Here is a 13,572-nt window from a genome sequence, read left to right as displayed (position 1 = left end):
TTCCTGTCCTCATGCCGGTTGACCGTAAGAAACGTCCGCGTGTGGCGCGACCGATGGGTAATAGCTTTCATTGCTTCTGGCTTTTTGCTGCAAGCCGTCCGGCACCTGATAGATTGCGCCGAGGTGCGCCAACTGCTGCGCCATTTCGACATAACGTTCGCTGCCCAATGTGTCCAGATAGCGGCAGGCACCGCCGTGGAAGGGAGGGAAACCTAACCCGTATACCAACGCCATGTCCGCTTCGGCCGGGCTGGCGACGATGTCTTCCTCCAGACAGCGCGCGACTTCGTTAATCATTGGGATCATCATGCGAGCGATAATCTCTTCTGCACTGAACGTTTTTTTCGGTTGGCTGATGCCTTTAAGGAGTGTATCTACGGCTTCATCTTGTTCTTTACGCGGTTTGCCTTTGCTATCGGTTTGATAGCGGTAGAAGCCCAGACCGTTTTTCTGCCCGAAACGCTGATGCTCAAATAACACGTCAATTGCGTCACGGTAATCTTTCGCCATGCGCTGTGGAAATCCTTCAGCCATGACGGCCTGGGCATGATGAGCGGTATCGATGCCGACTACATCCAGCAGATAGGCCGGGCCCATCGGCCAACCGAATTTTTTCTCCATGACGTTATCGATGTCGCGGAAATCAGCACCGTCTCTGAGCAGTAGGCTGAACGCAGCAAAATAGGGGAACAGTACGCGATTCACGAAGAACCCGGGGCAGTCGTTCACGACAATCGGCGTTTTACCCATCTTACTGGCGTAAGCCACCACGCTGGCGATGGTGCTGTCGCTGGTTTTAGGTCCGCGAATAATTTCAACCAGCGGCATGCGGTGTACCGGGTTGAAGAAGTGCATCCCGCAGAAGTTTTGTGGCCGCTTTAGCGATGCAGCCAGTAAAGCAATCGGGATAGTTGAGGTATTTGAAGCCAGAATCGTATTCTCGCTAACGTGCGACTCGGTTTCCGCAAGTACGCTGGTTTTGATTTTCGGATTTTCAACCACGGCCTCAACCACGATGTCGGCGCGCTCGAAGCCAGCGTAATCTAGTGTTGGCTGAATGCTGGCCAGAATCGTTGCCATTTTCATCCCGTCCAGCTTGCCGCGCTCCATCTGTTTATTCAGGAGCTTGGCTGCTTCATTCATCCCCAGCGCAAGTGGCTTCTCGTTGATATCTTTCATCCGAATTGGCACGCCTTTGAACGCAGATTGATAGGCAATGCCGCCGCCCATAATGCCTGCCCCCAGTACGGCGGCCTGTTGCGGTACGGATGTCTCGCCAATCAGCTTCTTCGCTTTGCCTTTAACATACTGATCGTTGAGGAAAATGCCGACGAGTGCCCGCGCTTCATTTGAACGCGCCAGTTGAACGAAGTGCTGTGTTTCGAGCTGCAATGCGTCATCACGCGTCATGGTCGCGGCAGCTTCGATGGTTTTTACCGCTAACATCGGTGCCGGATAGTGTTTGCCCGCAGTTTGTAGCACCATCGCTTTGGCGGTGGTAAAGCTCATCATGGCTTCAATTTTATTGAGCTTCAGCGGTTCAAGTTTTGGGCGTCGATAAGCCTGCCAGTCCAGCGAGCCGTCAATCGCCTGTTTCAACATCTTGATGGCGGCGGGAACCAACTTGTCATTGGTCACAACGGCCTGCACCAGCCCCACTTTTAAGGCATCGGCTGCGCTAATATCTTTACCTGCGGCGATAATTTCCAGTGCGCTGTCCGTACCCAGCAGGCGCGGCAGCCTGACTGTGCCGCCAAAGCCCGGCATGATCCCAAGCTTAGTCTCTGGTAGCCCGATACGGGCATCCGTCGTCGCCAAACGAAAGTCGGTTGCCAGCACACATTCACAACCGCCTCCCAGCGCATAGCTCTTAATTGCGGATAGCGTGGGAACGGGTAAATCCTCAAGGCGGCTAAAAATGCGGTTGGCAAAGACCAGCCATTCATGCAGTTTTTCAGCCGGTGCGGCAAAAAGAGAAAGGAATTCCGTGATATCGGCACCGACAATAAATGCCGGTTTGTCAGAACGTAGCAGTAAGCCCTTTAGATTCGGCTGTTCCGCCAGAACGTCCAGCGCTTTACCCAGGCTGGCCACCGTGCGGGTATCTAGCTTGTTTACGGAGCCAGGGGCAGAAAATACCAGCTCGGCAATGCCGTCCTCAAGCCAGTTAAGGTAGAGGGATTCACCTTGATAAAGCATGTTTATCTCCGCTGTTTGTTTAAGTGATCTGGTATGACCAGATAATCGAATTGTGGTTTTAATGTTAATTTTTTGCAAACGAGAGATTAATTTTTTGCCGAATCGATCACAAAGCACCGGACGCTGCCCTTGAGGGATGCCTGTGTTAAAATGGAGGGATCATGTCGTGACGTACAAGGATACTCATGGAAAAGCTGGCTTCTTTATATCATCACCATCTGGCTACGCTGCAAGCGCGTGCTCAGGCAGTTTTAGCGCGCCATCAGCTTGACGCATTACTGATTCACTCTGGTGAGCTGTTGACCGTTTTTCTGGACGATCACGACTATCCTTTCAAGGTTAACCCACAGTTTAAAGCCTGGGTGCCCGTCACGCAGGTGCCGAACTGCTGGCTGTGGGTTGATGGTGTTAATCCGCCGAAGCTGTGGTTCTATTCACCGGTGGATTACTGGCATAACGTCGCGCCAGTTCCTGAGAGTTTTTGGACAGAAGAGATTGATATTGCCGTACTACGCAATGCTGATGGTATTGGGCAATGCCTGCCGTCGCAGCGCGAGCGTGTTGCCTATATCGGTTATGCGCCGCAGCGTGCACAGGATTTGGGGATTCGCGCGGACAATATTAATCCTCAGGGCGTGCTGGATTATCTGCACTATCACCGCGCTTATAAAACCGACTACGAGCTGGCCTGCATGCGCGAAGCGCAGAAGACGGCGGTTATCGGTCATCGGGCGGCGCATGAAGCGTTCCTGTCCGGTATGAGCGAATTTGATATTAACCTGGCGTATCTGACGGCCACCGGTCATCGGGATATTGATGTCCCTTACGGCAATATCATTGCGCTCAATGAGCATGCCGCGGTGTTGCACTATACCCAGTTAGATCATCAGGTGCCTGCCGATGTCCGCAGCTTCCTGATTGATGCAGGTGCCGAATATAACGGGTATGCCGCCGATCTGACGCGAACCTATTCTGCGCAGAGCGATGGTGCGTTTGCCCTGCTGATTAAAGATCTCAATCAGGAAATGCTTGCATTGATTGATACCGTTCAGGCGGGCGTGCGTTATACCGATTACCATATTCAGATGCATCAGCGGATTGCGAAGCTGCTGAAATCACATCAGCTGGTGCAGGGCATCAGCGAAGAGGCGATGGTGGCGCAGGGACTCACGTCGCCTTTCCTGCCGCACGGTCTTGGTCATCCGCTGGGGTTGCAGGTGCATGATGTCGCTGGGTTTATGCAAGACGATCGCGGCACGCATCTGGCGGCGCCGTCGCAGTATCCTTACCTGCGTTGTACCCGCGTGCTTGAACCTGGCATGGTCATGACGATTGAACCGGGTATCTATTTCATTGAATCCTTGCTCGCGCCGTGGCGTGAGGGCGAATTGCGTCAGCACATTGACTGGCAAAAAATCGATGCGTTGAAACCGTTTGGCGGTATTCGCATCGAAGACAATATTGTCATTCATGACGGGCGCGTGGAGAACATGACGCGCGACTTGAATCTGGCCTGATGCAAGCGTATCCAATCCCTGCTGCGTCAGTGAGCTTCAGCGAGGAAATCAAGAAGAGCCGATTTACGACGATCCTGGCGGCAACGCCGGGAATCGACGCAGCGAAAGCGTTCATCCAGCACGTTAGGGAAGAACACGCCTCGGCGGGTCACCACTGCTGGGCGTTTGTTGCAGGCGCTCCCGATGATTCGCAGCAACTGGGTTTTTCTGACGATGGCGAGCCTTCAGGCACGGCAGGTAAGCCGATGCTGTCGCAACTGATGGGTAGCGGTGTCGGTGAGATTACGGCCGTGGTGGTGCGCTACTATGGTGGAATCCCGCTGGGCACAGGTGGGTTGGTGAAGGCCTACGGTGGCGGCGTTCAGCAAGCGCTGAAGCTGCTACCGTTGCAAGAGAAAGTATTGCAACAAGAGTATGGCTTACAATGTGACTATGCACTGTTGCCTCAGGTAGAATCCCTGATCTTCCAGCTTGGCGGAAAGGTTCTGCATAGTGAGTATGGCGTGGACGTCGTATTGCGGTTCTCTATCCCCGTCAGGGGAACTGAGGAAGCGGCACTGAAATTGCGTGATTTAAGCCGCGGCGCGTTGCATTTATTGCCGATTCCATAATAATCCCAGCGCTTTTTTATGAATCATTAAGGAATTCCCTGCGATGCACTTGCGCGCCATAACCCGTATTGTCGGGCAGTTGGTTATCCTCTTTTCCGGGACGATGGTTATTCCCGGACTGGTGGCGTTAATTTATCGTGATGGCGCAGGCCGGGCGTTTACGCAGACATTTATTGTCGCGCTGGCGATTGGCATCATACTGTGGCTACCAAACCGTAAACAGAAACATGAATTGAAATCGCGTGAAGGGTTCCTGATCGTTGTTCTCTTCTGGACGGTGCTGGGAAGCGTTGGGGCACTGCCTTTCCTGTTCGCTGAACATCCTAATTTGGGCGTGACGGATGCTTTCTTCGAATCGTTCTCTGGGTTAACGACGACAGGGGCAACCACGTTGGTCGGGCTGGATTCACTGCCTAAAGCCATCCTGTTTTATCGACAAATGCTGCAATGGTTTGGTGGCATGGGGATCATCGTACTTGCGGTTGCCATCCTGCCGATTCTTGGTGTTGGTGGGATGCAGCTCTATCGTGCCGAAATGCCAGGGCCATTGAAGGAAAACAAAATGCGCCCGCGTATTGCCGATACGGCAAAAACGCTGTGGCTGATTTATCTCTTACTGACCATCGCCTGTGCTGTCGCGCTTTGGCTGGCTGGTATGCCGGTATTTGATGCGATTGGACACAGTTTCTCTACGGTGTCTGTCGGTGGGTTCTCGACTCACGATGCCAGTATTGGCTACTTCAACAGCCCGACGATCAATACCATCATCGCAATATTCTTGCTGATTTCCGGCTGTAACTTTGGTCTGCACTTTGCCCTGCTGAGCGGCCGCAGCCTGAAGGTATACTGGCGTGACCCAGAATTCCGCATGTTCATTTTTGTTCAACTGTCGCTGGTGGCGGTGTGTACGATTGTCCTGTGGTTCCACCACGTTTATGACAGCGGGATGCAGACGATCAATCAGGCGTTTTTCCAGGTCGTTTCCATGGCGACAACGGCAGGGTTTACGACGGATAGTATTGCATCGTGGCCGCTTTTCTTGCCGGTTTTGCTACTGTGTTCCGCATTTATTGGCGGGTGTGCGGGCTCAACTGGGGGCGGGCTGAAAGTGATTCGTATCCTGCTGCTTTTCTTACAAGGATCGCGTGAGCTTAAGCGTTTGGTACATCCGAATGCGGTTTACACCATTAAGCTGGGTCATCGGGCACTGCCAGAACGTATCCTTGAAGCTGTGTGGGGATTCTTTTCCGCATATGCGTTGGTTTTTATTGTCAGCATGCTGGCTGTCATTGCGACAGGCGTTGATGATTTCTCCGCGTTTGCCGCGGTCGCTGCCACATTAAATAACCTGGGGCCGGGCCTAGGCGTCGTCGCCGAGAATTTTACGTCGATGAATGATACGGCGAAATGGATTCTGATAATGACAATGCTGTTTGGTCGTTTGGAAGTGTTCACGCTTTTAGTCCTGTTTACGCCAACCTTCTGGCGCGAATAGTTCCTATAAGGATAAAGAACAATGAAAGCTTTGATCGTGTTTTCGAGTCGGGATGGGCAAACAAGAGCCATTGCCTCCTATGTTGCGAATACGCTGAAAGGCACCCTGGAGTGTGATGTTGTTAACGTACTCAATGCGAATGATATCGATCTGAGCCAATATGATCGGGTTGCGATTGGGGCATCGATTCGATACGGGCGCTTTCATCCTGCGGTAAATCAATTTATCCATAAACACCTGGTTTCTTTGCAACAGCTGCCCAGCGCATTCTTCTCCGTGAACCTTACCGCTCGTAAGCCAGAAAAGCGCACAATACAAACCAACGCTTACACGCGTAAATTCCTGCTGACTTCGCCATGGCAGCCAGATTTGTGCTGTGTGTTCGCAGGAGCTCTGCGTTATCCGCGCTATCGTTGGTTCGACCGGGTAATGATTAAATTGATTATGCGTATAACGGGAGGCGAAACGGATAGCACAAAAGAGATTGAATATACGGACTGGCAGCAGGTTGCCCGTTTCGCTCAGGATTTCTCCCAATTAGCGGCGAAAATCCGGCATAACGGCGTCTTTTAATGCGCTTTGCTGAAAAAATCCCCACTCGATAATTTTTTTGCATTTAGCGCTTGTCAGGCGGCGAGAAGTCCCTATAATGCGCCTCCACTGACACGGCAACAGCGCAAACGCAGTTGTGATGACAGAAAAAAGATTTCATAAAGCAGTCAGCAATGACTTGACTTTAAAGCGGATTAGCATAGTATATGCGACCCGCGCCACGAGAGATTGTGGCACTGCTCTTTAACAATTTAATCAGACAATCTGTGTGGGCACTCACAAGACCGTATCTTGACGATATAAAAAGTCTTGAAGAGTGAACAACAGTAAATTCATTACGAATAAACAGTTTTAATTCTTTGAGCATCGCTGACGAGTTCAGCAAATCAAACAAATCTTAAATTGAAGAGTTTGATCATGGCTCAGATTGAACGCTGGCGGCAGGCCTAACACATGCAAGTCGGGCGGTAGCACAGAGGAGCTTGCTCCTTGGGTGACGAGCGGCGGACGGGTGAGTAATGTCTGGGAAACTGCCTGATGGAGGGGGATAACTACTGGAAACGGTAGCTAATACCGCATAACGTCTTCGGACCAAAGCGGGGGACTTTCGGGCCTCGCGCCATCAGATGTGCCCAGATGGGATTAGCTGGTAGGTGAGGTAATGGCTCACCTAGGCGACGATCCCTAGCTGGTCTGAGAGGATGACCAGCCACACTGGAACTGAGACACGGTCCAGACTCCTACGGGAGGCAGCAGTGGGGAATATTGCACAATGGGCGCAAGCCTGATGCAGCCATGCCGCGTGTGTGAAGAAGGCCTTCGGGTTGTAAAGCACTTTCAGCGGGGAGGAAGGCGGTGAGATTAATACTCTCACCGATTGACGTTACCCGCAGAAGAAGCACCGGCTAACTCCGTGCCAGCAGCCGCGGTAATACGGAGGGTGCAAGCGTTAATCGGAATGACTGGGCGTAAAGCGCACGCAGGCGGTTTGTTAAGTCAGATGTGAAATCCCCGAGCTTAACTTGGGAACTGCATTTGAAACTGGCAAGCTAGAGTCTTGTAGAGGGGGGTAGAATTCCAGGTGTAGCGGTGAAATGCGTAGAGATCTGGAGGAATACCGGTGGCGAAGGCGGCCCCCTGGACAAAGACTGACGCTCAGGTGCGAAAGCGTGGGGAGCAAACAGGATTAGATACCCTGGTAGTCCACGCTGTAAACGATGTCGATTTGGAGGTTGTGCCCTTGAGGCGTGGCTTCCGGAGCTAACGCGTTAAATCGACCGCCTGGGGAGTACGGCCGCAAGGTTAAAACTCAAATGAATTGACGGGGGCCCGCACAAGCGGTGGAGCATGTGGTTTAATTCGATGCAACGCGAAGAACCTTACCTACTCTTGACATCCAGAGAACTTAGCAGAGATGCTTTGGTGCCTTCGGGAACTCTGAGACAGGTGCTGCATGGCTGTCGTCAGCTCGTGTTGTGAAATGTTGGGTTAAGTCCCGCAACGAGCGCAACCCTTATCCTTTGTTGCCAGCGGTTAGGCCGGGAACTCAAAGGAGACTGCCAGTGATAAACTGGAGGAAGGTGGGGATGACGTCAAGTCATCATGGCCCTTACGAGTAGGGCTACACACGTGCTACAATGGCGTATACAAAGAGAAGCGACCTCGCGAGAGCAAGCGGACCTCATAAAGTACGTCGTAGTCCGGATTGGAGTCTGCAACTCGACTCCATGAAGTCGGAATCGCTAGTAATCGTAGATCAGAATGCTACGGTGAATACGTTCCCGGGCCTTGTACACACCGCCCGTCACACCATGGGAGTGGGTTGCAAAAGAAGTAGGTAGCTTAACCTTCGGGAGGGCGCTTACCACTTTGTGATTCATGACTGGGGTGAAGTCGTAACAAGGTAACCGTAGGGGAACCTGCGGTTGGATCACCTCCTTACCAAGAAGATGTGCGTTGAGTGAAGTGCTCACACAGATTGTCTGATGAAAATAACGAGCAGAAATACCTTAATAGGCTTGTAGCTCAGGTGGTTAGAGCGCACCCCTGATAAGGGTGAGGTCGGTGGTTCAAGTCCACTCAGGCCTACCAACTCTTCCGTGAGTGGTATGTAAGGTATCTGTAAGCAACGATGGGGCTATAGCTCAGCTGGGAGAGCGCCTGCTTTGCACGCAGGAGGTCTGCGGTTCGATCCCGCATAGCTCCACCATTAAAAAGACTTCAGAGCGTATTGGAAACAGTATGCTGCGAAGTATTTTGCTCTTTAACAATCTGGAACAAGCTGAAAATTGAAACATGACAGCTGAACATGCATGACTGCCTTCGGGTGAGTTGTGATGATTCTGTCTGTCAATGAGTCTCTCAAATAATCACAGCACGATGATGACTTTGATTTATCAAAGACACCTTCGGGTTGTGAGGTTAAGCGACTAAGCGTACACGGTGGATGCCTAGGCAGTCAGAGGCGATGAAGGGCGTGCTAATCTGCGATAAGCGTCGGTAAGCTGATATGAAGCGTTATACCCGACGATACCCGAATGGGGAAACCCAGTGTGTTTCGACACACTATCATTAACTGAATCCATAGGTTAATGAGGCGAACCGGGGGAACTGAAACATCTCAGTACCCCGAGGAAAAGAAATCAACCGAGATTCCCCCAGTAGCGGCGAGCGAACGGGGAAGAGCCCAGAACCTGAATCAGTTTGTGTGTTAGTGGAAGCGTCTGGAAAGTCGCACAGTAAAGGGTGATAGTCCCGTACACAAAAATGCACAGATTGTGAGTTCGATGAGTAGGGCGGGACACGTGACATCCTGTCTGAATATGGGGGGACCATCCTCCAAGGCTAAATACTCCTGACTGACCGATAGTGAACCAGTACCGTGAGGGAAAGGCGAAAAGAACCCCGGCGAGGGGAGTGAAACAGAACCTGAAACCGTGTACGTACAAGCAGTGGGAGCCTACTTGTTAGGTGACTGCGTACCTTTTGTATAATGGGTCAGCGACTTATATTCTGTAGCAAGGTTAACCGTTTAGGGGAGCCGCAGGGAAACCGAGTCTTAACTGGGCGTTAAGTTGCAGGGTATAGACCCGAAACCCGGTGATCTAGCCATGGGCAGGTTGAAGGTTGGGTAACACTAACTGGAGGACCGAACCGACTAATGTTGAAAAATTAGCGGATGACTTGTGGCTGGGGGTGAAAGGCCAATCAAACCGGGAGATAGCTGGTTCTCCCCGAAAGCTATTTAGGTAGCGCCTCGTGAATTCATCTTCGGGGGTAGAGCACTGTTTCGGCTAGGGGGTCATCCCGACTTACCAACCCGATGCAAACTGCGAATACCGAAGAATGTTATCACGGGAGACACACGGCGGGTGCTAACGTTCGTCGTGAAGAGGGAAACAACCCAGACCGCCAGCTAAGGTCCCAAAGTCATGGTTAAGTGGGAAACGATGTGGGAAGGCACAGACAGCCAGGATGTTGGCTTAGAAGCAGCCATCATTTAAAGAAAGCGTAATAGCTCACTGGTCGAGTCGGCCTGCGCGGAAGATGTAACGGGGCTAAACCATGCACCGAAGCTGCGGCAGCGACACTCAGGTGTTGTTGGGTAGGGGAGCGTTCTGTAAGCCTGCGAAGGTGGCCTGTGAGGGTTGCTGGAGGTATCAGAAGTGCGAATGCTGACATAAGTAACGATAATGCGGGTGAAAAACCCGCACGCCGGAAGACCAAGGGTTCCTGTCCAACGTTAATCGGGGCAGGGTGAGTCGACCCCTAAGGCGAGGCTGAAAAGCGTAGTCGATGGGAAACAGGTTAATATTCCTGTACTGGGTGTTACTGCGAAGGGGGGACGGAGAAAGCTAGGTTATCCGGGCGACGGTTGTCCCGGTTTAAGCGTGAAGGTGGGTGACTTTGGTAAATCCGGGTCATCGTTAACACTGAGGCGTGATGACGAGTCACTACGGTGATGAAGTAACTGATGCTACGCTTCCAGGAAAAGCCTCTAAGCTCCAGGTAACACCGAATCGTACCCCAAACCGACACAGGTGGTCAGGTAGAGAATACTCAGGCGCTTGAGAGAACTCGGGTGAAGGAACTAGGCAAAATGGTGCCGTAACTTCGGGAGAAGGCACGCTGGTGTAAGGTGAAGTCCCTCGCGGATGGAGCTGAGACCAGTCGAAGATACCAGCTGGCTGCAACTGTTTAATAAAAACACAGCACTGTGCAAACACGAAAGTGGACGTATACGGTGTGACGCCTGCCCGGTGCCGGAAGGTTAATTGATGGGGTTATCCGTAAGGAGAAGCTCTTGATCGAAGCCCCGGTAAACGGCGGCCGTAACTATAACGGTCCTAAGGTAGCGAAATTCCTTGTCGGGTAAGTTCCGACCTGCACGAATGGCGTAATGATGGCCAGGCTGTCTCCACCCGAGACTCAGTGAAATTGAACTCGCTGTGAAGATGCAGTGTACCCGCGGCAAGACGGAAAGACCCCGTGAACCTTTACTATAGCTTGACACTGAACCTTGAGCCTTGATGTGTAGGATAGGTGGGAGGCTTTGAAGTGTGGACGCCAGTCTGCATGGAGCCGACCTTGAAATACCACCCTTTAATGTTTGATGTTCTAACGTGGGCCCGTAAACCGGGTTGCGGACAGTGTCTGGTGGGTAGTTTGACTGGGGCGGTCTCCTCCCAAAGCGTAACGGAGGAGCACGAAGGTTAGCTAATCCTGGTCGGACATCAGGAGGTTAGTGCAAAGGCATAAGCTAGCTTGACTGCGAGAGTGACAGCTCGAGCAGGTGCGAAAGCAGGTCTTAGTGATCCGGTGGTTCTGAATGGAAGGGCCATCGCTCAACGGATAAAAGGTACTCCGGGGATAACAGGCTGATACCGCCCAAGAGTTCATATCGACGGCGGTGTTTGGCACCTCGATGTCGGCTCATCACATCCTGGGGCTGAAGTAGGTCCCAAGGGTATGGCTGTTCGCCATTTAAAGTGGTACGCGAGCTGGGTTTAGAACGTCGTGAGACAGTTCGGTCCCTATCTGCCGTGGGCGCTGGAAGATTGAGAGGGGTTGCTCCTAGTACGAGAGGACCGGAGTGAACGCACCACTGGTGTACGGGTTGTGATGCCAATTGCATTGCCCGGTAGCTAAGTGCGGAAGAGATAACCGCTGAAAGCATCTAAGCGGGAAACTTGCCTCGAGATGAGTCTTCCCTGGGTACTTGATACCCCTGAAGGGCCGTTGAAGACGACGACGTAGATAGGCTGGGTGTGTAAGCGTAGCGATACGTTGAGCTGACCAGTACTAATGACCCGAGAGGCTTAACCTTACAACACCGAAGGTGTTTTGTGAGGCGACTCATAAAAAACAATACTCAGCTTGTTCGAAGATTGGTTCTGATGGTTGTGCAGAGAGAAGCGAAAGCGACTGAAGTGCGACGGTTGGAATGAAACAGAATTTGCCTGGCGGCGATAGCGCGGTGGTCCCACCTGACCCCATGCCGAACTCAGAAGTGAAACGCCGTAGCGCCGATGGTAGTGTGGGGCTTCCCCATGTGAGAGTAGGGAACTGCCAGGCATCAAATTAAGCAGTAAGCCGGAGTAATCTGGTGGTTGTAAAGGAATTCGGTGGAGCGGTAGTTCAGTTGGTTAGAATACCTGCCTGTCACGCAGGGGGTCGCGGGTTCGAGCCCCGTCCGTTCCGCCACCCTATTTAGGGGCGTAGTTCAATTGGTAGAGCACCGGTCTCCAAAACCGGGTGTTGGGAGTTCGAGTCTCTCCGCCCCTGCCAAATAAAAACCCTTCACATTATCGTGAAGGGTTTTTTTTGATCTGTATTTTATGCTCGATCCTGCCTCACATCCCTCTTCTTCGTTTCCCCGTTATTTCCCTTCTTTAGAGGCCGAATTAATCTAACATTTTGTTATTTAATAGATAAAATTTTCTGATGTCCCTCTGCCAGAACGTGTCGATTTAGCTGTAAATATGCACAAAATCACCGTAATACCAGGTTGTGAACTTGCTCATCCACCTTGTTCGATATTTGAACTAAAACTATCTACAACCTGAGTGAAGGGGAATCGTTTTCCGTAGCGATCCTTCAGGTTGCATTCACTTGTTAGTGATATCTGCCAACACCACATCGGTAGCGCTATAGCAGAAATTCGTAGCGCTATGCTGTACCTGAAACCTGACTAAGTAGCTGTAAGACTACACAGAAGGAGTTTAAGTATGTACAGACGTTTACTGGTAGCTGTTGCTGTAAGCACGGCGTTATGTGGTGCCGTACAGGCAAAACCTTTAACTGTTGGGTTTTCCCAGATTGGTTCAGAATCAGGATGGCGCTCTGCAGAAACCAAAGTGTCAAAGCAGGAAGCCGAGAAGCGTGGAATAACGTTAAAAATAGCGGATGCTCAGCAGAAGCAGGAGAACCAGATTAAGGCTGTGCGGTCCTTTATCGCGCAGGGGGTCGATGCCATATTTATTGCGCCGGTCGTCGCAACAGGTTGGGCACCAGTCTTACAGGAAGCTAAGGAAGAAAAAATTCCAGTGTTCCTGCTTGATCGAACGATCGAGGTAAGCGATCCATCGCTGTACACCGCTGCTATCGCTTCTGATAGCGTCTATGAAGGAAAAGTGGCGGGGGAATGGCTTGTGAAAGAGGCCGCTGGCAAACCCTGTAATGTTGTTGAACTACAGGGAACGGTTGGGGCTAGCGTCGCGATAAATCGCAAAAAAGGGTTTGCTGAAGGCATAGCTTCAGATCCGCAGATAAAAATTATTCGTTCACAATCGGGAGACTTTACTCGTAGTAAGGGTAAAGAAGTCATGGAAAGCTTCATTAAAGCCGAGCAGAATGGAAAAAATATCTGTGCGGTTTATGCACATAATGATGACATGGCTATAGGCGCTATTCAGGCAATTAAAGAAGCAGGTTTGAAACCTGGTTCACAGATAAAAGTTGTCTCCATTGATGGCGTCCCTGATATCTTCAAAGCCATGATGAATGGCGAAGCTAATGCTACCGTTGAATTAACACCTAATATGGCAGGGCCTGCTTTTGATGCCTTATTAGCGATGAAGAAGGATGGCAAACAGCCTGAAAAATTCATTCAAACCGAATCACGTTTATTACTGCCTGATACGGCAAAACAGGAATATGAAACCAAGAAAGATCTTGGTTATTGATATTTATATTATGG

The 13,572-nt window shown here is 51.3% G+C and carries 6 protein-coding genes, 4 tRNA genes and 3 rRNA genes; 12 read left to right on the top strand and 1 reads right to left on the bottom strand.

Annotated elements, in window-relative coordinates; all coding sequences use genetic code 11:
* Positions 1–9 precede the first annotated feature (9 nt).
* Positions 10–2,199, bottom strand: coding sequence for a fatty acid oxidation complex subunit alpha FadB (gene fadB / locus NAL19_RS20260; protein WP_263058270.1), 2,190 nt, complete (start codon positions 2,197–2,199; stop codon positions 10–12).
* A gap of 185 nt (positions 2,200–2,384) precedes the next feature.
* Here fadB and pepQ point away from each other — a divergent pair, with 185 nt between their 5' ends.
* The 12 genes from pepQ to ytfQ all read left to right on the top strand — a co-directional run bounded on the left by pepQ (position 2,385) and on the right by ytfQ (position 13,558).
* Positions 2,385–3,716, top strand: a complete 1,332-nt coding sequence (gene pepQ, locus NAL19_RS20255; RefSeq protein ID WP_263058269.1) for a Xaa-Pro dipeptidase — start codon at positions 2,385–2,387, stop codon at positions 3,714–3,716.
* Complete coding sequence (locus NAL19_RS20250; RefSeq protein ID WP_263058268.1) at positions 3,716–4,327, top strand: IMPACT family protein; 612 nt, start codon at positions 3,716–3,718, stop codon at positions 4,325–4,327. Before pepQ ends, NAL19_RS20250 begins: the two co-directional genes overlap by 1 nt.
* Positions 4,328–4,370: 43 nt before the next feature.
* Positions 4,371–5,822, top strand: a complete 1,452-nt coding sequence (gene trkH / locus NAL19_RS20245) for a Trk system potassium transporter TrkH (RefSeq protein ID WP_263058267.1) — start codon at positions 4,371–4,373, stop codon at positions 5,820–5,822.
* Between the two features lie 21 nt (positions 5,823–5,843).
* Complete coding sequence (gene hemG, locus NAL19_RS20240) at positions 5,844–6,395, top strand: menaquinone-dependent protoporphyrinogen IX dehydrogenase (protein ID WP_263058266.1); 552 nt, start codon at positions 5,844–5,846, stop codon at positions 6,393–6,395.
* A 378-nt stretch (positions 6,396–6,773) separates the two neighbouring features.
* Positions 6,774–8,315, top strand: a 16S ribosomal RNA gene (locus tag NAL19_RS20235).
* 73 nt (positions 8,316–8,388) lie between these two features.
* A tRNA-Ile gene (locus NAL19_RS20230) sits at positions 8,389–8,465 on the top strand.
* 42 nt (positions 8,466–8,507) lie between these two features.
* Positions 8,508–8,583: transfer RNA gene (locus tag NAL19_RS20225), tRNA-Ala, on the top strand.
* Between the two features lie 210 nt (positions 8,584–8,793).
* Positions 8,794–11,700: ribosomal RNA gene (locus tag NAL19_RS20220) — 23S ribosomal RNA — on the top strand.
* Positions 11,701–11,832: 132 nt separating this feature from the next.
* Positions 11,833–11,948, top strand: a 5S ribosomal RNA gene (gene rrf / locus NAL19_RS20215).
* Together the 16S, 23S and 5S rRNA genes with 4 tRNA genes alongside form the textbook arrangement of a ribosomal RNA operon.
* Positions 11,949–12,000: 52 nt before the next feature.
* Positions 12,001–12,077: transfer RNA gene (locus tag NAL19_RS20210), tRNA-Asp, on the top strand.
* 8 nt (positions 12,078–12,085) lie between these two features.
* A tRNA-Trp gene (locus NAL19_RS20205) sits at positions 12,086–12,161 on the top strand.
* 440 nt (positions 12,162–12,601) lie between these two features.
* Positions 12,602–13,558, top strand: coding sequence for a galactofuranose ABC transporter, galactofuranose-binding protein YtfQ (ytfQ, locus tag NAL19_RS20200; RefSeq protein WP_263058265.1), 957 nt, complete (start codon positions 12,602–12,604; stop codon positions 13,556–13,558).
* Positions 13,559–13,572: the final 14 nt, after the last annotated feature.

This window comes from Pectobacterium sp. F1-1, assembly GCF_025643735.1.
GTDB classification, from domain to species: Bacteria; Pseudomonadota; Gammaproteobacteria; order Enterobacterales; family Enterobacteriaceae; genus Pectobacterium; species Pectobacterium colocasium.
This window is presented reverse-complemented; position numbering and strand designations above follow the sequence as displayed.